General features: G+C 39.5%; 18 protein-coding genes and 1 pseudogene. 1 reads left to right on the top strand and 18 read right to left on the bottom strand.

What is annotated here, in order from left to right:
• Positions 1 to 196: pseudogene (locus tag C511_RS0106340) on the top strand (IS982 family transposase); the annotation flags it as partial.
• A 26-nt stretch (positions 197 to 222) separates the two neighbouring features.
• Here C511_RS0106340 and C511_RS0106335 read toward each other — a convergent pair.
• The 18 genes from C511_RS0106335 to wecB form a co-directional block, all read right to left on the bottom strand.
• A complete protein-coding gene (locus tag C511_RS0106335) occupies positions 223 to 900 on the bottom strand; it encodes a PIG-L deacetylase family protein (protein WP_024997735.1) in 678 nt (225 codons plus the stop codon).
• A gap of 1,004 nt (positions 901 to 1,904) precedes the next feature.
• Complete coding sequence (locus tag C511_RS0106330; protein ID WP_148297788.1) at positions 1,905 to 2,207, bottom strand: hypothetical protein; 303 nt, start codon at positions 2,205 to 2,207, stop codon at positions 1,905 to 1,907.
• A 267-nt stretch (positions 2,208 to 2,474) separates the two neighbouring features.
• Positions 2,475 to 3,662 carry a glycosyltransferase family 4 protein gene (locus C511_RS0106325; RefSeq protein ID WP_027317949.1) on the bottom strand — a complete coding sequence of 396 codons (1,188 nt, stop codon included), beginning with the start codon at positions 3,660 to 3,662 and terminating at the stop codon, positions 2,475 to 2,477.
• Entirely contained in the window at positions 3,659 to 4,555 is an 897-nt protein-coding gene (locus tag C511_RS0106320) for an NAD-dependent epimerase/dehydratase family protein (protein ID WP_027317948.1), read from the bottom strand. The genes C511_RS0106325 and C511_RS0106320 overlap by 4 nt, the downstream gene beginning before the upstream one ends.
• A gap of 1 nt (position 4,556) precedes the next feature.
• Positions 4,557 to 5,702 carry a hypothetical protein gene (locus C511_RS0106315; protein WP_024997732.1) on the bottom strand — a complete coding sequence of 382 codons (1,146 nt, stop codon included), beginning with the start codon at positions 5,700 to 5,702 and terminating at the stop codon, positions 4,557 to 4,559.
• Between the two features lie 5 nt (positions 5,703 to 5,707).
• Positions 5,708 to 6,325, bottom strand: coding sequence for a sugar transferase (locus C511_RS0106310; RefSeq protein ID WP_024997731.1), 618 nt, complete (start codon positions 6,323 to 6,325; stop codon positions 5,708 to 5,710).
• Positions 6,326 to 7,463: 1,138 nt separating this feature from the next.
• On the bottom strand, positions 7,464 to 8,684 hold the full coding sequence (locus C511_RS0106300; RefSeq protein ID WP_024997729.1) for a hypothetical protein: 1,221 nt from the start codon (positions 8,682 to 8,684) through the stop codon (positions 7,464 to 7,466).
• 2 nt (positions 8,685 to 8,686) lie between these two features.
• Positions 8,687 to 9,895 carry a glycosyltransferase family 4 protein gene (locus C511_RS0106295; RefSeq protein WP_027317947.1) on the bottom strand — a complete coding sequence of 403 codons (1,209 nt, stop codon included), beginning with the start codon at positions 9,893 to 9,895 and terminating at the stop codon, positions 8,687 to 8,689.
• Positions 9,888 to 10,136, bottom strand: coding sequence for an LbetaH domain-containing protein (locus tag C511_RS18180; RefSeq protein ID WP_211227687.1), 249 nt, complete (start codon positions 10,134 to 10,136; stop codon positions 9,888 to 9,890). Before C511_RS18180 ends, C511_RS0106295 begins: the two co-directional genes overlap by 8 nt.
• A 298-nt stretch (positions 10,137 to 10,434) precedes the next feature.
• On the bottom strand, positions 10,435 to 11,796 hold the full coding sequence (gene wzy, locus C511_RS0106285) for an O-antigen polysaccharide polymerase Wzy (RefSeq protein ID WP_161625899.1): 1,362 nt from the start codon (positions 11,794 to 11,796) through the stop codon (positions 10,435 to 10,437).
• Positions 11,797 to 11,871: 75 nt separating this feature from the next.
• The gene (locus C511_RS0106280; RefSeq protein WP_081698270.1) at positions 11,872 to 13,002 is read right to left on the bottom strand and encodes a glycosyltransferase; all 1,131 of its coding nucleotides are present in this window, start codon (positions 13,000 to 13,002) and stop codon (positions 11,872 to 11,874) included.
• Between the two features lie 25 nt (positions 13,003 to 13,027).
• Positions 13,028 to 14,512: an oligosaccharide flippase family protein gene (locus C511_RS0106275; protein ID WP_211227686.1), complete on the bottom strand. Its 1,485-nt coding sequence runs from the start codon at positions 14,510 to 14,512 to the stop codon at positions 13,028 to 13,030.
• A 40-nt stretch (positions 14,513 to 14,552) separates the two neighbouring features.
• Entirely contained in the window at positions 14,553 to 15,158 is a 606-nt protein-coding gene (locus C511_RS17205) for an HAD family hydrolase (protein ID WP_024996083.1), read from the bottom strand.
• Between the two features lie 433 nt (positions 15,159 to 15,591).
• Positions 15,592 to 16,641, bottom strand: a complete 1,050-nt coding sequence (locus C511_RS0106265) for an N-acetylneuraminate synthase family protein (RefSeq protein ID WP_024996084.1) — start codon at positions 16,639 to 16,641, stop codon at positions 15,592 to 15,594.
• An 18-nt stretch (positions 16,642 to 16,659) separates the two neighbouring features.
• Positions 16,660 to 17,412 (bottom strand): cytidylyltransferase domain-containing protein, encoded by a 753-nt coding sequence (locus tag C511_RS0106260; RefSeq protein ID WP_024996085.1) that lies wholly within the window; start codon positions 17,410 to 17,412, stop codon positions 16,660 to 16,662.
• A gap of 179 nt (positions 17,413 to 17,591) precedes the next feature.
• Positions 17,592 to 18,641 carry a polysaccharide biosynthesis protein gene (locus C511_RS0106255; protein WP_024996086.1) on the bottom strand — a complete coding sequence of 350 codons (1,050 nt, stop codon included), beginning with the start codon at positions 18,639 to 18,641 and terminating at the stop codon, positions 17,592 to 17,594.
• 24 nt (positions 18,642 to 18,665) lie between these two features.
• On the bottom strand, positions 18,666 to 19,874 hold the full coding sequence (locus C511_RS0106250; RefSeq protein ID WP_024996087.1) for a capsular polysaccharide biosynthesis protein CapF: 1,209 nt from the start codon (positions 19,872 to 19,874) through the stop codon (positions 18,666 to 18,668).
• 11 nt (positions 19,875 to 19,885) lie between these two features.
• Complete coding sequence (gene wecB, locus C511_RS0106245) at positions 19,886 to 21,070, bottom strand: non-hydrolyzing UDP-N-acetylglucosamine 2-epimerase (protein ID WP_024996088.1); 1,185 nt, start codon at positions 21,068 to 21,070, stop codon at positions 19,886 to 19,888.
• Between the last annotated feature and the right edge of the window lie 10 nt (positions 21,071 to 21,080).

The raw sequence follows: 21,080 nt of genomic DNA, 5'->3' as shown, positions 1-21,080 counted from the left end.
TGCTAAAGCAAGGAAAAGGGTTGAAACGCTTTTTGCACAATTATGCGATCAATTTATGATAATCAGAAATTACGCAAAACAAACAGAAGGATTGTTTACCAGAATTACGGGGAAAATTAGTGCACTTACAATCCTTCAATATATAAACAAGATTAATAACAAACCCATTGGACAAATTAAATATGCACTAATTTAATTCCGCCAACGGGTCTTTATTTATATTTAGTAAGCCCTAAGTACAACTTCAAATGCCTCAGAATACATCTGTCCCCACTGACCACCACGCATAACAGCTAAACCTGTTATATATTCTGCACTACGAGGATGAGGATACGGACGCATTACGCCACGGTACATTGACAGAGCCTTTATCTTGGCATCAACACCCTCTTTGCCTACCTCTACATAGCAGTTAGGATTAAAAGTCACCATTGCGTTGTTAATCTTCCATTCCGTACATGAAGGAACCTCCATATACCAAACCTCCTTCACACGCTTCACTTCCGGGCGACGTTGGAACAGACGTGCAGCCTCCTGACAAGCCATCGAAGTTTGCAAGTGATCGTTGTTCGTGTCCGCAGGATGATGCGTAATGATAATATCAGGCTCACTCTCCTTGATGGCCGATTCAATAAACTGTACCAGCTTCAAATGAGGCACCGTATTCATCTCGATGTTGGGAAATGTCCCCTCATAAATCTTGTTCACACCCAGAAACTTGTTTGACGCATTGGTATCATCTTCCAGCTCATTATCTTCAGGACGGAAGGCACGGGCCTTTGCTTCAGTACACATGATGCAAACGTCAACCGTATCACCATTGTGTGACCACTTATACATACTTGCGCCAGCTCCGAGCGTCTCGTCATCGGGGTGCGCTACAACTAAAAGATATTTCATGTTCAATTACGTTTTATTATATAAATCCAAACATTATCATTCTATACAGCCTATAGCCTATCAGGCACCCAAGGGTATTATGTATCACATCATCCGCCTTGCAGATGTCTCGTTTTAGGAGCAATTTCGATAGTCCAATGCCACATTTAGTGCACATTGGAACATGGTACTCGTCAGAACTATATCTATAGAACGGTTCCAGTATATATCAACTCTCCTCAAATACATAACATACGAAAATCGTTGATGCCAGCACTATTGCTATATAATCTAACAACATAGCACCACACATCAACCGTCTCATCAAAGCAGTATTCTTCACAAAGACAAAACCACAACGATACAAAGTACCAAAAACAAACCAACCATTACCTCATCAATTATATCCTTCTGCAAAAAAGGATATAACTCCTCCATCCATTACATCTTAAAGTGACTGGGTCTGAATAGCTTGGTATAGAGCGAGAAGCAGAAACCGGAGAAGACGCTATTTACATAGCAGAGCTTGTGTTTCCAGTAGGCATCCCAGAACCTACGAGGTCTTACCATAGTCCACTCAATAATGTACCATCCTCCTTTTGGTTGAATTCGGGCGATAAGATATCATTCAAAAACCTAGTAACTAGTTTTTTATAGGTTGAAACCTCAGCAGTCAAAGCCAAGATAGTCTACACCGATAGCGTTCAACTCATTGGTAAACCTATCCAGGTTCTGCTCGCGCAAGAATTTGTATAGTTCCGCCCAATCTATACTCTGACCGGATGCTGTGCTTGACCAAGTATCCTTAACAAACAACAACCAATCTAACAATTGTCGAAGGGTTATCTCGGTCAAAGAGAAAATGCAAGGCCATGTGTTTCAGCAAGAACAGTGCATTCAAGTTTGCACATAATATAATAGAGATTCTCCATCTCAACATCAGCGCGCTCTTCCCCTCACAAGCAAGTTGTTTGAAACGGGATTCGAAGTAGCTACTTGATTTGTGATCCTTTGTATTAATGAAATCATAGTGGGTTTCCACAGTAAACTCCGCTACTGAAGTGAGCATGCCCTGAGTTTTGTCGAAGAGAAGTATGGAACGTAAACACCAAGTGATGATGATCTTTGTCCACCTCTATAGCCAACCTGTCATGCACCAGCTGATCGGCATATTCCCGGAGGTCAAACAGATATACATCCACATCACCCATCGGACGATGCTTAGGATAATACCTTGAGAGGCCATAATCTTTCAGCAACAACATGCGAACCTCTATAATGATTGCAGAACGAAGCAAGGTCATATATTGCAATCTTGTGTTGCTCATACAATTCCTCCATGTACGACACTTATCCCTACCAATCAATTAAGGTCTTCATGTCTGGACGTAAGTCAACAGATAGCTGTGGTCTGAGCACGTCGAAGGGCAAAGGCATCAAAGCATACACCCAGCACTCCTTGTAAAGCAGCGATGTCCATCACTTCCTGCCAATTACGCAATCAACTATGGAAATCTTCTGCGAGTGACCCAAAGCCATCCTCAGAAGCCCCAATATTATTTCTTGACTTTTATTCAATGCTTTAAAATAATTCGCTACACAAGTACCACAAACTTCTTCAGAATAATCTCCTCCGAATATTTCTCCTCAGCCAGCCTTCTGGAGATTTGTCCCATCTCCTTCAATTTAGCTATAGAGTTCACATCCAATGCTTGCAGATATTTCCTCAGACCATCAGTATCATTCGGTTCAAAGCAGACGCCATTGCCGTTCTCATCTAACATGCGCCAAATCTCTGTACCCTTTTCACCGATATACAGAATAGGTTTACCGGCTGCTAGTATATTATACGATTTAGAAGGAACGCCCAAACCATACATACCCTCCACCAGTCGCACCAATGCCATATCGCAATCGTTCAGCACATCATTCTGTTGACTGCGGAAATATGGGCCATTAAAAGTAACAAGATTTTGCATACCATACTCAGCCACCTTCTCCTTTACACCAGTTTCTCCACCACCGGTACCCCAGATGCTGAACTCTATGTTCTCACATCCGGCATCGTGCAGCACGTCAACAAACTCGCCAACGCCCTGTGCATTACCAATATTACCAGCATACTGTATCACAACCTTGTTTCCTGCTTCACGATCCTTGGGTATGATATTGATTACATCTGCCCAATTCTCGATTACCTCAATCCTAGGCTGATGCTTAAATCTCTTACACTTGCGCTCCAAAATCTCACTCATATCACGACCAATAGAAATGAGCAAATCGGTCGAAGAATAAGCTTTGTTGAACACACTCTCCACCATAGGGTAAACTGCTCCAGGGATGTGCATATCCGTATAAAGGCTCTCTGGCATAATGTCGTGAACCAGCACGCTCAAAGTGAAATCGCGGTGACTCTTCAAATGCCCCATCATCGTAATCAGAGGGAAAGGATTAGTCACCATCAGCACATGATCGCCCTTTTTGATGTTCTTCTTTGCCTCCTTGCATAGGCGCCAACTCATCAAGAGGAACTTTTTGATGCGACTCAGTTTGCTACTCTTATCCTCAGTAACGACCTTTACATGAGTAACCTCAATCGAACTATCCAAGCGGAACTTACTATTGGCATCCGCTTTCTTATTCTTATCGTACACCTCAGGACCGCAAATCACCTTTACCTGATATTTGGTTACCATGGAATTGGCTATCACGCCCATGATGTAACCCGTCGAGGTTTCCTCCGGAGGAAATAACTCAGATATTATCCAAAGTGTTGATTTCATATCTTATAATTCTCCAATACATCCATAGGTTGCCAACCCAATTCGCGCTTTGCCTTTTCGTTGCTCCAAGTATCTGAGATCACAATCTTCTCCAGACGGGAAGAGTTGATTGGCCAGAACGAGAACACATCTCCAATTAATGCCAAACACTTTGCCATCCAGTAAGGAATTGAAACAGGTTTGCGCTTGCCTAACTGCTTGGCGATAGTAGCCTCCAGTTCGCCAAACGATGGGTTGTGATCATCGCACACATTATATACACCACCCTTATTGGCAACGAGAGGTACAAGGTGAGCAATATCATCTACCATCAGCACACTCTTCTTTGCCTTGCCACCTGCAATACTCAGATATGCCCCCGTCTTAATGCCATTGATCATTGCACCCAGATTACCTGGAGCACCCTTACCTGCAAGTAGAGAAGGACGAAGGATACCCAATATCACACCATTCTTAGCACACCATTCTGTCAAATATTTCTCTGCCTTGATCTTACTGTCTGCATAAGGCGAAGAACCAACCAGTAGACGATCATCTTCTGTATTCATGTTGCCAGGTTCATCACCATACACATTAAGCGTAGATATAAAGATGAACGCCTTAGGTACACCTACTTTCTCCAACGCATCACACAAATGAATAGTTCCAATCAGATTTACATCATAGAATGCCTGACGCTCAGCCTCAGTCTTTGGATAAATATGAGCCTTGCCTGCTGCATGAAGTACCACATCATAATACTCTGGCAATTCAGGTACTCCGCTAACAAAATTAGCTTTAATCATATCCGCATCCATGATGCCGATAGTGGTCACTCCATACGTCTTGTCAAGTAGAGACTTGATATTTCGGCCAAGAAAACCCGTTCCACCGGTAAACAATAGTTTTTCCATATTATTTGAAATTCTCCCAGTTTTTAATCACTTCATCCCAAGGTCCGGGGTCCTCCTTATCATAGATGTACACGCACTTGGCATCCTTGAAGTCGCGCAACCACTCGGCAATCGAGCACATGCCACCCTCTACACGCTTGGCGTAATCAATCATCTCACTCATGCTGGTGAAAGGTTCAAACTCCTTGCGGTCGGCAGGATCAATAAAGCCGTTCTCCATGCCCTTGATCCAAAGGTATGGCAAAGGCATACCGGCAAACTTACCCGTTGGGTTCCAAGCTGAAGCACGGAAATTTGTCTCCATGAAGTAGTAGGTACCGTCATTGTCGATGAGGAATTCCACTTCAAACACGCCCTCGAAACCAATCTCCTCGAACATAGCCTGCAGCTTGGCCTCCATCTCCTTGTCCTCAAACATCTTCACGTCGTGATAAGGGCTATAGTAGCCCTGAATGAGGTACTTCCACTTCATCTCGGTCACAATCTGCATGTCTTTACCCCTGTTGATGCAGTAACCTTCCAGCGCCATCTCATTTTGCTTGTCCACAAAGTGCTGAATCATAATCAGCGGACTCTCAATCTTTACGATGGCGTCCTTCAGTTCCTGCTCGTTCTGGCAGATATACACGTCAGCCTTCCAACTACCCGAGTTAGGCGAAATATCCTTGGTGATGATTGGATACCACAGGTTCTCAGGCAAAGCATCATTCTTGCTGATCACATAACTGTCCAGCACGTTGAATCCGTGCCTCTTGGCGCATTGCTGAATCTCATACTTGTCCATAAACTCGTTGATGCGACCCGTACGACCGGCATTGTAAGTGATGAACTTGTCTTTCCACTCATCATAGCGCAGGTCAAAGTAGCCCACCGACTTGTCGTCTGAGAACACTATGTAAGGCTTCTTGCCGGTCTCCTCAGCCAAATGACCGTAGGTCTCCAACAGCCACTTGAAACCATCCTCAACCGAGTCAAAACGATGCAGTTCCGAGATGTACTTACTCTTCGTCGCTACCTCGTAGCGTCTCTTCACCGAGATGTAAACAGGATTAACACCGTTCTCGCCTAAGGCACGAATCATATTCAGCGGATTGTAATGCTCAAGTGCAAACACGATGCACAAATGGCCGTTATATTGATTATTCATATCTGTTATGATTTATTTTGTGACTTATTGAATTTTTTGTTCTCGTCCTTATATACGCCCTTACCCGTCAGCACAGGCGCGATGATACCAAAGAATGTCTTTAAATCCAGACCGAAGCTCACGCTCTCGGCGTAGTCGGCATCCATCGTGAACTGCTGGTCGCGCAAAGCCGAGCGATCCACCACGTCCACCGTACAGAACATACCTGCTTTCACGTCATAGCGTTTGATGTAACGAGGATCCTTGTCGCGATATTCCTCAAACTCCCAATCCAAAATCGGGCGAGGACCGATGATAGCCATCGTGCCGTTGATGATATTGAACATCTGCGGCAACTCATCCAGACTTGTACGACGAAGGAAAACACCCACCTTTGTGATACGGCTGTCGCTTGCGCTGGTAGCAATACCACCAACCTCGTAAGCATGGTCACACATTGTACGGAATTTATACACCAAGATAGGATTATAGGCCTTACCCATGCGCTTTTGCTTGAAAAACACAGGACCCTTCGAATCACACTTGATACAGATAGCGATGATGATCATCGGAATGCAGAAAACCACCAGACCAGAAATGGCCAAGGTAGTATCAATCAGTCTTTTAAAGAAATTTTTGTACATATTATCTCAATGCTATTGCAAGTCATTTGAAAGAGTTTCAGTAGGTTTCAAAGAATTATATTGCTCTATCGTCTTTGCCAAAACGCATGCAAGATACACTTGGTTCTTTTCCAACTCAGGATTTATATAGAATCCAGCTACTGCCTCTATAATCAAGGTTTCTCCGATCCAATCGAGGTCCTAGCCGCTGAAGTAATTCATTTTAAGCGTCTTCTCGTCCTTATACACAAATTTGATTAGGTAGCATGCACAAAACTTCTCGGTATCGTCCATGAGCAGTGGGGCTACCGGACGACCTCGTTTTTGAAAACATCCAAAGCCTTCTAGGGTATGCGCAAATCCGATTGACAAATTGTTGGACCATAACCCAAATCTTTTTCCATACACGCATCCGTAAAAACTTCCTTCTAGCAATATACTAATGAAAGAGAGCCTGATATGTCGGTAAAGTCGCACAGAACGACAGTAGAGTAGTAAGTAGTCAATTCATCACAAATTATCTTAGCTTGTTTTCTCTTAATATGTGAAACAAGAATGTAGTTTTTGAGGTATTCTATAATAATCGCTACCTGTATTTACATCATTTTGTGTAAGATGTATTTAACTTTTGCTATAGTAATTGTTGGCTAAATAACATCTGAAAAATATAATGGTTCGGCATTTATCAAAACATCCGCCCTTAAACTAGTGAAAGAATTATTAACCGTATCCAATAGAGAGCATTTGTTAATGGGATATTTTGAGAAAAAAATATCCTCTACAATCCTGAATTATCATCATATAGGGATAATCATCCATTAGCTTTATTGTTGTTGCGTTAATGTAGAATTCTATTAAGCACACCACTTCTGGATTATTTCTTTTTACAAGATTAACTACAGATTGTAATTTATGAATATCTGGGGCTCTTCCTAAATGAGTATTAACTACACATAGCTGTAACAATACACCCTTTATGATTAATCAATAGTATAAATAATGCAATAATCTTAGAGTGGCAGTTGATAATTGCAGCACTAACCAACAGAATCAGACAGATAAAATATCACTTTCTATATACAAATAACAATGACGCTATCAAAAGACAGCAAAAAAACTTGTAAAAAAAGGGCGCTAATGTAAATACACTCATTATAAATCAGGACCTGAAGTCATGATCAACCTCAAGAATACCTTTTACAACATTTCTCACATTAGCAATATCAAAATGTCCATAGTATAATACCTTGGTGCCAATACTTGCATATTCACAAGCCAATGTGCTGTCGTAACTTATCAGTATATCAACTGCAGGATAGCTAGTTGAATACCCAGCTATAAACGTAAAATTATATTTAGATCTCATATCGTCATACAAAGAATCAGCATGAGAGGGATGATTCTTTAAATAAATTTCAACATCAAGGTCTTGTAATTGGATTAATATTTGTTCCTCCTTTGGGGCAAATATATAGAAATTTGACACTATCAATACTGACTTCTTACTAGGGGCAAAAGAAGGTTTAAAACCATAACCAATATGTATGTACTGCGGATTATTAGCAATTACAGAATTTGAGAGCGCCCACTCATCAGTTTCGGTATAACAATATACTTTAGAAGGAGAACATTTATACAATGAAGTCCAAATATAAAATCCTTTATCCTCTTCGAACACCAAATACGGAATTTCAAGGCTTTTGTTTTTGAAATGCATCGTGCCATGTTGGATCAGTGATTTATTTTTATGAGGCGACTTATCTATCATAACAGAATAGCGATCACAGATAAAACTAAAAACAAGTTCTGCATCCTCTGGGATATGTCTAATAGCATAATCAGCCATACACCATTCAAAAGCCTTGTAGGAAAGGAAATACATGTTATAACCATATTCTCGAATGACCTTTATGTGTAGTAGTACTGATTGAAGTGCACACTTCATTACATCACCAAATGTGACAAAATCTAACAACTCGGCAACCGTCTTTTTCTCTGGCAATTCATAGTTGCTATCCAATAAACGAAGCCATACATCACCATCCTGCTGTAGACCGATGCGTTTAGTTATTGTATAAAGTAATCGCTCGTGCCCGATAAAATATCGATTCGATTGGACTTGATTTTTTTTTCTAAAAAATATCGCCACACTGAACTTCAATGGAAGATAGATATCTACCAACAACATTATTAAAGGCAAAGCGATATTAAAGCAAATGCGTATAAATATATTCTCCCACAGTTTCTTGAAAGCCTTCTTTCCCCCAGCCATCTGATCAAAAGATACTTTTTTACCATTAGGATATGCATTAAGTACACAATCATTCATCACCGTTATCATATAGGTATCGCGCTGTTCTTTCAATGTATAGTGAGCCATATTTATATATTTGTTAAAACATTCTCATATCCGCATGCCATACTTTCTAACGAAAATTCCTTCACGAATCGTTCTCTTGAATGTATTTTTTGTTCTACAGATATTACGGCACCATCGATAACTCGACACATCTTTTCTAAAATATCCTGAGTCTCTCTAGTACAGACATATCCACAATTCTTATCACAAAGTTCTATGTTACCTCCTGTATCCGTCAGAATTAAAAACAATCCTGCACGCATCGCCTCTATTACGCTCATGGGAAGACCTTCTACCATACTTGGCATAATAAAAACATCCATATTTTTCAAGATTTCTGCGACATCATTCCGTTGCCCCATGAATGTTACATACTCTGTCAGCCTGTAAGTATCTGCCTGTTTTTTGACATTGTCAAGTTCAGGACCATCTCCTACGAATGTAACATGCATCTTTTTCAAATGGTCGCTATCCATAATCTTCATAGCTTCAAGAATTTTATCCTGTCCCTTACGTCCAACAAAAGACCCTACACAAACAAACCGCATTTTCTTTACGTCAAATTCAGGATGAACGAATGAATACGGAATGTCGGGAGATCCATTATAGACGAAACCGCGTTTTTCGACAGGTAGTATACTATTATTGTAAGCCTTTCGAGAAATATAAATAACTTTATCTATTCTTGAATAAACAAAGTCTCTCCTTTTATCGAAACGACGTTGCATATCTCTTCGTCCAAAGCCTTTAAATGTATTCATCAACATACTGCCACTATCATCTTCAGTATGTATAACAAGTGCAGTTTTAGGTAGAATGAGTCTACTGCTACGATTTAAGTACCTGAAATAATAATATGCACAACCTAGTTCTTGAAATAGAATATAATCGGTAGAAGCATTATCATCAAAATACTTCTTTACCGATTTTGAAGAATTGTAATAGAAGTTAAATTCATACCGAAGTAATGCAAACGGATAAAACCTCAATGTCAATATTTTCCTAAGGATAGTACGAACTCTCGTTCTTACAGCATAGTTTGCAGTTCCCTGATCTTCACCTATCGGCATTTGGTCTCCATTGTCAATATTCAAGACCTGCATAGAGGAGTAAACCTTAGTAACATAGATATCCTTAAAGGACTTATTGCATTCAATAAAAGACTTTATAAAATAGTTAACTCCCTGGACTTGTCTGAGTTCACTTCCTGTAATAATACTTATTTTATTCATAAAACATTTGCTGTTTTTTAATAAATCTTTCATCACTCAAACCTCGAAGAACTTGCTCCTTCTCTTTGTGTAATAAACCTTTTGTACCAAGATTATATTGAGTATTTCTCGCTATATAATCATCTATAGAACAAATAATCCGAGCTGGATTACCTGCCACAACCATATTAGAAGGAATACTTTTGGTAACAACAGATCCAGAAGAGACCAGAACATTGTCACCAATGGTAACTCCAGGCATAATTAGAGCATTATTGCCAATGTAGCACCAATCGCCTATTTTCACCTTTCCAAACACGTCAAAATTAGGAATTTTTTTGCGGACGACCTGCCCCCCCCATGAGTAAAAATTCGGACACCAGAAGTAATCTGGCAGTGGTTTCCTACGGTAATTAAATATGGTTCGGAAGACCAACAATCAATATCTGGTACGAAACAATCTACTCCGATATTAACTCCAATTTTTTTAGCATAATTATAAGGTGTAGTAAATTTCTTCTCGATAAAGGAACGGATATATTTTATGAAATTGAACATGGTTACGAATACGATTTATGTTTATTAAAGAAAAAAAAAATAATAATTAATATAATATAGTCATACAAGATTCTCGAAACAGGAAAATCCCATTGCTGGCGGACAAAGTATACTGCATTAGATGTCATATAAAGGTAAGTGAGATAATACAACAATGAGAATCTTCGTTCAAACTGAAATCTTACATGCATCCTAGATATAAAATAGCCGAAGACCGCCATAAAAAGAATGACAAAAGGCAATTTAGCATTATAATACAAGTCTCCAACAATAGATGTACCTAGACCTGTCCCTTGCCACGTGGCAAGTCCTTCCGTTGTGATATATGTAGATTGCATTGCTAAGTCTAAATTCAGAGTATTGAAAATCAATGGACCTATATAAGGGATCGCACCTAATAAAGAAGCTGGAAGACTAGCAAAAAGATGCGGTCCTTTTGCATCTGTATATTTTACTAAGTAATCACAATTTATACCAACTAAACTATAGTCCCTCGACATTGTATAAACATCCAAGTCTGCATAGGAAACGGCATTGCCTTGTCTAGTAAGACCGGAGTATATCATAAACATGACTCCAACCGCTAATCCTAACAATATGTTCTTATTTGGAATGTGACGTACAAATACATGATACGAAATGATAAATGGCAAAAACACAAGAAGCATTTCATTACGGTTTCCGGAAAGTAGCAACATAGAAGAGACAAGAAGTATCTCAAATAGATATATTTTATTGACTTTATGAAGAAAATCTTTAAAAGACAGAACTTGACCTAGTCCAAGTCGAACAAACTCAACTATAGTAGAAATAAGGCATAGAAAGTCTATTCGACCAAGACCTTTACTTCTTTCCGAGTCAGATAGACCTTGACCGTATGAGAACCAGGTAGAGAAGTTTCCATTCAGATAGTTAAGTATAATTTCAAGAAGCAACAAAACAGCCAAGAAATGAATAACGGCCTTGTAATTGATCGTCTCATATTTACCTTCTATTTTCCATTTAATATTTTCATTTGATTTAAAAACATTCCCTTTTACACAACCGAGCAAGAATACGCATAAAGCCAACATTTGAATCACTCGAGATTTTGTTAATACATTAGTTTGCTTAATCGCATTATTAAAAGCCCCCCCTATACCCTCAGCACTATAATTCATAGCAGCTAATACTATGTCAGAATAAAATATTCCTAACAAAAAAACAGGAAGGAACATGAGTTCAAAACATAATATATTATCTTTTCGGTATTTTATCATATACCAAAACGAAAAAATAACAGCCAACAATAAGTCAAATTGCTCAAAAAGATGGGGCATAGACCAATTTTGAACTTCTTGTGCAACGTATTCTATGAGATACATACATATCGCGACAGTCAAACAGGTCTCCAGAGTCTTATTATTCTTATAATTTCTGAGCGTCATAAAAATATATAATTATTTGTGATATTTTTTAACAAGTGATTTATACATAGCTTCCCACTTATCTATTATGTCAGAAGGTCGAAAACGCTGAATGTCTTCAATTGCCTTCAATCCTAAGTTTTTTCTTAATTCAGAATCTGCTAATACTTTTCTAAGTCCTTCTTTCAAAGCATCTACATTTTGATTTTCCACAATGATGCCGTCCAATCCATCAATAATAATCTCACGAGGTCCCGTTATAACATCAAAACTGACTGCAGCCATGCCCATCGAAAGAGCCTCTGAAAGTACGTTCGGAAAACCCTCATGCTGTGAGCAAAGACAAAAAACAGAATGTTGTTTCATTAAATTATCCATATCTTTATGAAATCCAATAAAATGGATTCTGCGATCCAATCCGTGAGAATGTACAAGATCTTTAAGTACAGTAGAATAATTGCTATGTTGCATATCCTGACCTGCTATATTGACATCCCACTCTGGAAATTCACCAGCTATTGCAGAGAATGCTGTAATCAATTTATCAAATCCCTTATTGGGTACTAATCGCCCACAAGCCAATATATTCTTTCTCAGCGGAAATGACTGTATATACTCTTCTTTACTGAGAGGAGTATAACTGAGAGGATTATGCATAACAAATACATTCTTGTATCGGTTTCTTAGGTATGCCTTGTCATAATAGGTCATTACGGTCACAGCGTCTCCAAAGTGATACCATATCTTTTTGCATAGTTTGTCTGTTAAGTTATTATACTTCCAATCAAACGTGTTTCTCTCAGAATATACAAGGGGGACGCGACCTTTACAAATAAATGCTAACTGCCAAGTCCAATTCTGTAAAAAGCAGGTAACAGCAGCCGGCTTCTCTTCCTTGATAAATCTGCAAAAAAAAGAATAGCCTCTGAAGCGATTAACAAATTTATTGTAATAGCGTTTTAATAAGCAGCCCTCAGCAGTGTCATGTTCAAAAGTATTAGTATCAATCTGTCTGACTTTATCGCTTACAGAATAAGCTTTCCAATTGAAATTATATACTAAAATCACCTCGTGTCCACGCTCTGCAAGATTGTTGCATACCGTAGTGAGCACATGTTCAGCTCCACCACCTTGAAGGGAGCCTATAACAAACATTAACTTCATAAGATATCTATATGATAAGTTATTACTATGGAATGAATTTAAGAATCGGTTTGAGTTTTTCGTTTAGAAGGATTACATCTCTGTAGGTTAAGTTGGTCATCCAACATAGAACATAATATCCTAAAAAGAATAACGAACCAGTTATCAAAAGTAAAATCCACTCATTTACACCTGCAATCACATGTAGAAGCGCAAAAGGAATTAACGTCGACAAGAATGATATAAACAATATCTTTAGGATTTCCTTTATCGGAATAAGCTGCGAGATAGAATAATCTAGACTTCTACCGACAGTTTTAAATTGAAAAAAAACTTTACACAAAGAACAAAACACATAAGCAATACCAATAGAATAAACTGGTGCGCTAAAATGCACAAGGATATAATCAATAGGTATAAGAACAACAGCAAAAATCATGTGAACTCGTGAATACTCACGGGTTTTACCCATTGCCATCAAAATAGGATAAAATGGGATAACAGAAAAGAAACCTTCTATACTTTTTATTGAAAAAAAAACGCCCGAATCAGCATATTGTCTACCATAAAGGCAAGTCATAACTATACCCGAAAATAAAATGCAATACATTGAAATAGGGTATATTATCTTTACAGTCTTACTCAAAGCACTATTCCATATAGGGCCTATCTCACCTTTATTATTGACTGCTAAACCTGCAAATATAGGAGCGATAACAGTTGCTACGGAATTGATAACCATGGGGATAATGGGCAAATCCATGAATCCATTAGAGAACTCAGCAAAGACCTCATTGCCATAATATCTACTAACGAAAAACTGGTTAGTAGATTGAAATAGCATAATCCATAATGATGCAAACAACAAGGGTAGCGAGAATGAAAAAATCTCCTTGTATGATACCTCTGTTCTTTCGTGAGACAAGCCTCTGGTTGGCAAATACTTTAAATAGTATGATAAAGCGCAAGTAACCAAAGAGGCTATATCAAAACCAATTATCGAATGTATATATGTACCATCAAACAAGATAACAGGAACTATAGTACACAATAAAGTTAATAATCGTGTGACGAACGTAAATAATGCTATGTGTTTGGCTTTCTTATAAGATACCAAAATACCCTCAAGTCCCATTACGGGCAGAAGAAACAAAGGTGTTGGAGAAAACCACCTTACAGCATCTTCTATGTCCGGATTATTCAAAACATTAGAGATTAATGATGCACCGAAAAAAAGTAATAATGAAAAAATAAGCCCGAGAATGACAAAAATCCGAGATATCTTGTTTATTACATCTTTGGATTGCAAAATATGAACACGAGGAATGAAGTAGGAATAAGCCTTTGGTAATCCGAATGTAAATACGATTAACATGGTATTATACACATACATTACCTGCTTATAAGTGCCATAGTCGACTTTTGTAAAATAGCGACTAAGGATCATTGGACTTATTACACCTATCGCAAAAGCGGAAAATTGCCCTATGGCAACCCACGTTGCTTGTCGTGAATTACTTGAAGATAACATATACGTTTTGAAATATTTAGTCTTAGAAGTAGTTTGTAAATCAATATAATCCAACCTCATTTACCTTCTTTCCGAGAATTTCATTAAGATACTTTAATGCAGACTCTAGCCCGGGCTGACAGATCGGATTTTTTGAGGAAGGGTATGTTGCCGGATTAAGATTTCTTATAGAGATACACAAATCTTGAAGCTGAAGCTGCACCATTACCTTTGAGCGTGGTTTGATGTCAAAACCTAATTTACTCATTTGCTCTTCTACTTCTTCCGCAATATTATCATTAACATACTCAACTGCTACCTTCAACATAATTTCTTTTATATCGTTGAGATCATCACCGATACGGGCAACAGCCCGAAGGTCTATACCTAACGGCCTACAAAGTTCTGTTGTAATAGCAACCTTATCCTTTGCTCTCAGAAAGCAATATTCGACTTTGAACTTATCTACTCTACGCTGTACTATCTGAGTATTTTCACCTATTAAGATCTCTACAGGTATGCCGATATAATGGGCGAATAATACGCTAGAGCGATCGTATAGGTTAAAATTATTCAACCCCACATTAGTGCCGTCGTAATACATTCCTCCATCTGTCCAAACACCATCAATATATGTAAGAATTTGTTTTGGAAGTTTTCTATTCATTTATTTAATAATTATACGCGCAGGGACGCTCTCAGCTGTTACATTTTCTGGAACATCCTTTGTACAACAGCACCTATACCAATTTTTACATTATTACCAATATTTATATCGCCTATAATAGTAGTTTTTGCACTAATATTACAGTTATGTCCAATACGAGGATATCTAGTATTATCTGTATCATATCTCGACCCAATAGTTACATCATGCAAAATGTAAGAACCTTCCCGATAGGACTATTGGGGATAATAACTATACTGAATGCATTATGTGCAAAAAACGCCTCTCAAACATAGACTGAAAGGTATATCACAATGATAATACCAACGAAGTCTGCTATTAAGTAACTTAATAATTATTAAGCAAATCTCCCCATTGCCAGCGCAATAGATGGCGTATTGCTTCTGTATAAGGCGATTAGCTCTATATATAATTAGTTAATCAAGTTAGGGTAGATAATTTCATGAGCAGGAATATCCTGGAGAGCCTTATGACCGATAACCATGTCCTTCTGAGCCCACTTGAAGCCATCACCAGGGCTAAGCATGTGAATCTGATCTTCAGTGATAACTCCGCCAGCCTTAATCTCAACAAGGGAAGCAATTGAGCGTTCCAACTTCTCCTTAGAACCAGCAACACTCTTGTCTATATAGAGGTCTTCGGTACCCATCCAATGCTCTACCATACGAATATCGCGAACCATACGGTTCACACCATCAGGACCAAGTGAACCAGGCTGGTCAGTTCCTTTCATGTGACGGTCGATTGTGATGTGTTTCTCGATAATCTCAGCACCCATACCTACGGCAATCGCAGGAGCGGAAACACCGATAGTGTGATCGGAGAAACCAATATGATACTGGCCATAGTGCTTCTTGAGATAATTGATAGTTGCAAGGTTCAGATTATCCGGATGTGTAGGATACTGAGAAATACAATGGAGGATAGAGATATCATTGTGATAATGAGTGATAATCTCCAATGCATCATCCAACTCTTTCTTACCAGCCATACCCGTAGAAAGGATAATAGGAATCTTAGTTTCTGCCATTGCAGCAAGCAGAGGCAAGTTGGTAAGGTCACGGCTTGCAACCTTCAAGTAGTCTGGTGTAAAAACTTTGAGCATCGAGAGACAACCTTTAGCACAAAGAGTCTCAACAAAGTCAAGCCCTTTCTCTTTTGCGAACTTGTAAACTTCGAAATGTGATCCATCATCCAACTCAAGGAATGCACGATGTTCACCATAGGTAGCACCAAATGAGTTTTTATTTACATAAGGACGATTCATCTGAGTTGTTGTGAGTTCTTCGTTCAAATCGCGACGAGTCATCTTCACAGCATTCATAGGTTTGAGGTCAAGTCCGAATACATCTTCATGCACAGGTCGTGCAATAAGTTCAACAATAAGCTTTGCGATATCTACAGAACCATTGTGGTTCTGTCCAATCTCACCAATAATGTAAGTTTCACCTTTTATTATCATAGTGATATATATTTAAAATTACTTTTTATTTTGGAAGATATTTTTAAGCATAGATTGTTTGATTTCCTCGTGAGCATCAAGATAGTTCACAACATCTTGTAGGGTGAAGTTCTCGTCTTGTGCTTTGAGCTCCGAATACACCTTCAATGCGTTAGTAAGATCATCAAATGTATCGATAGTCAGACGGATGTCATCACGCCCCTGAAGATATTCTGGAGCCACTATCCACTCACATTTGTATTCATTGGGATGATTATAGATATGATAGGTCACATGCTCATGTTCGGGAGTACCTACTTCTACAGTAGCAGCTACACGCTTTAGAGCATCCAAAGTTACGAACTCTCCCCAAAAGCCGAAGTGAGTCAGGATGGATGGCTTATCATTAATACGGAATCCGATATAGTCTGCATCGCTCGCTTTTGCCTTTGCTGTCAATTCTGCAACTCCATGCCAGTCCATGAAGGGGTTGTCCGAACAAATACGGACAATGCCATCTACATTGTTCGCTTCCGCCGCTTTGATAAAGCGATCAAGCACATCATTCTCAGAACCGCGAAAAACAAGTTCGCCCATATTAAGTAGGAACGTCTCCAACTTATCATTGTTCTCGTTGACCGAGGTTGCAACAATTATTTTTGTGCCTTCAATCTTGTGAAGGTTATTAAGAAGAGTTTCGAGGAGAGTGTCATCCCCGTAGAAGTTCTTCAAGATTTTACCAGGCAAACGGGTTGACCCCATTCGAGCCTGAATGATAATTCCGATATTCATTGTTTATAGGTACTAATATTAGTTAGTAGCGGGCGGGGATCGAATCTCTGTGAGCACCTGTGCGCACGCGTAATATATAAGGTGAAAAGCAGCCCAGAGAACTTGTCCTCGTGAAAAGTTGCAAAAACAGCCTTATGTCGCCAAACAACTTTATGTAATTATTTTATTACTCAGGGAGGTTATTGTACAAAATTAGCCTCACCCCTCATTTCCTTTTTTATATACTCTAGAGCAGCAATCTTAGCCTTGGTCTCCTCGAGATTCAGACGACGAGTATTGTCAGAATTGAACTCTGTGAGTGTATTACGTTCTGCTTCACCTTCCCTAAAAAATTTATCATAGTTCAAACCACGATTATCAGCAGGAACACGATAAAAATCGCCCATATCCTCTGCCTTTGCACATTCCTCGTTAGTCAAGAGAGTTTCGTACATTTTTTCGCCATGACGGATACCGATTACTTTGATCTCTTCTTTTTTACCGCCAAAAAGCTCACACACAGCCTCTGCTTGTGTCTGAATAGTGCATGCAGGAGCCTTTTGAACGAGAATATCGCCATTATGACCATGCTCAAAAGCAAAAAGCACCAAGTCGACTGCCTCTTCTAGCGACATGATGAATCGGGTCATCTTGGGTTCAGTAAGAGTGATAGCGTGCCCATTACGTATCTGTTCAATCCACAAAGGGATAACAGAACCGCGAGAACACATTACGTTACCATAACGAGTACAACAAATTTTAGTTTCACCTGAATAGCGAGATTTAGCTACGGCTATTTTCTCTTCGATGGCCTTGGTAATACCCATGGCATTAATTGGGTACGCAGCCTTATCCGTCGATAGACAGATTACTGAGCCCACCTTGTATTCGATAGCTGCTGTCAACACATTTTCAGTGCCAATTACATTGGTCTTTACAGCCTCCATGGGGAAAAATTCACAAGAAGGAACCTGCTTCAAAGCAGCTGCATGGAAAATATAATCTACTCCCGGCATGGCATTGCGACACGACTGTAGATCGCGAACATCACCAATGAAAAACTTGATTTTGTGAGCTACATCAGGAAACTTCACCTGATACTCGTGACGCATATCATCTTGTTTCTTCTCATCGCGACTGAAGATGCGAATCTCAGCTATGTCAGTACGGAGGAAACGATTAAGGACTGCGTTACCGAATGAACCTGTTCCACCGGTAATCATAAGTGTTTTGCCTGCGAAAATACTCATATTGTATAAATGTATATTATTATTTCATTCTTTAACCACCTTATCGAAGAAAGTGTCTGGCTTTTCCGGATTGAAAATTTCATTGCAATACATCACTGTTATGAGATCATCCGTATCGCTCAAGTTAATAATGTTGTGAGTGTAGCCAGGGAGCATAATGACGCTCTGGATTTTATCTCCACTTACCTCATAATTGAGTACTTCACTAGTTCCTTCCTTGCGAAGCTGAATCAAGCCATGACCAGAAACAACGATAAACTGCTCCCACTTGGTGTGGTGCCAATGTTCTCCTTTGGTTATTCCCGGCTTAGAGATATTGATGCTAACCTGACCGCAGTTGAGGGTATGAACAAGTTCGGTAAAGCTTCCACGAGCATCACAATTCATCTTGAGGTCAAAAATCGCCTTCTCCTTGGGGAGATAAGAGAGATAAGTACTATAGAGTCTCTTTGCAAAGCTATCAGCTGGAATCTCTGGAATCATGAGAGTCTGGGGCATCTCAGCAAATTGATGAAGCAGATCTACAATCTCACCCAACTTGACATGATGAGTGATAGGTACTGCACAATAACGACCTTCAGGAGTGAAAATTGTATCTACTCCATCAAAGTCACAATGGTGTTCTTCGCCTTTGAGTGCACAAATCATTTCCTCAACAAGGTCATCGATATAGAGAAGCTCCATATCAACGGCTGGGTCATTTACCTGAATAGGGAGATCGTTGGCAATGTTGTAGCAAAAGGTAGCTACGGCTGAGTTGTAGTTAGGACGACACCATTTGCCATAAAGATTAGGGAAGCGATAAACAAGAACCTTTGCTCCTGTCTCTTCACCATACTGAAACATCAGTTCTTCACCAGCCTTCTTACTCTTCCCATACTCGGAAGTGCCAAAGCGACCGGCAAGGGTGGCCTGAATAGAAGAACTAATCATCACCGGACAGTTGTTTTTGTATTTTTTGAGAGCTCTCAGAAGAATGCTTGCAAATCCGAAGTTACCTTCCATGAATTCTTTGGGATCTTGTGGACGATTAACTCCGGCAAGATTAAAAACGAAATTGCAATCTTTACACCAAGCATCAAGCTGCTCTGGAGTAGAATCTATGTCATACTCGTAGACCTCGGAAATAGTTAGATTGCCATAACACTTTGCCTTACCATCCTTGATGTTATTGAGTTGAGCGCAAAGGTTTTTTCCTACAAAACCTCGTGCTCCGGTTACTAATATCTTCATGCTAATTCCCATTAAAATTTACGCCAAACCATCTTGTTGACGATACCTACATAACTTTGAATGATCTTAACTACCTTAGTTGAGACATTCTCTTCAACATAATCGGGAACTGGTATACCGTGGTTGCCGTCTTTACAGAGATTTACTGCGGTATCGACTGCCTGAAGAAGAGAGTACTCATCAATACCTGCAATGATGAAGTCAGCCTTGTCAATTGCCTCTGGCCGCTCGGTAGAAGTACGGATGCAGATGGCAGGGAAAGGATGACCTATGGAAGTAAAGAATGAGCTTTCTTCTGGGAGTGTACCGCTATCACTAACTACAGCAAATGCATTCATCTGAAGGCAGTTATAGTCATGAAACCCAAGGGGTTCCTGCTGTATCACACGTTTATCAAGCTGAAAGCCCGATACTGCTAAGCGGTTGCGTGAACGCGGATGACAGGAGTAAAGAATTGGCATATCGTACTTCTCGGCCATTTTATTGATTGCAGTAAAAAGGCTGAAAAAATTCTTCTCAGTATCAATATTCTCCTCTCTATGTGCTGAAAGAAGTATATACTTACCTTTTTCCAATCCAAGACGTTTATGAACATCAGAAGCTTCAATCTCTGCAAGATTCTCCCGGAGTACCTCGGCCATAGGAGAACCAGTAACGTATGTGCGCTCTTTAGGAATTCCACAATCGGCAAGGTAGCGACGTGCATGCTCTGAGTATGCCATGTTGACATCTGAGATGATATCTACGATGCGGCGGTTGGTTTCTTCTGGAAGACATTCGTCTTTGCAACGGTTGCCGGCTTCCATGTGGAAGATAGGAATATGGAGACGTTTTGCACCTATGACTGACAAACATGAGTTAGTATCGCCAAGTACGAGTACGGCATCTGGCTTAATGGCTACCATCAGTTTATAGCTTGCATTGATTATATTGCCACAGGTTGCACCTAAGTCATCACCCACTGCATCCATGTAAACTTCCGGATCTTTCAGTTTTAGATCTTTAAAAAATACGCCATTGAGATTATAGTCATAATTCTGACCCGTATGGGCAAGGATAACATCAAAATACTTACGTGTCTTGTTGATCACAGCAGCGAGACGGATAATCTCAGGGCGTGTACCAACGATGATGAGTAATTTTATCTTACCATTATCCCGAAAATGGACATCGGAGTAATCAGTACGTAGTTTCATCTTAATATGA

It is taken from the genome of Bacteroides graminisolvens DSM 19988 = JCM 15093 (assembly GCF_000428125.1).
Taxonomy (GTDB): domain Bacteria; phylum Bacteroidota; class Bacteroidia; order Bacteroidales; family Bacteroidaceae; genus Bacteroides; species Bacteroides graminisolvens.
The sequence above is the reverse complement of the archived record's forward strand: the minus strand, read 5'-3'. Positions and strand labels throughout refer to the sequence as shown.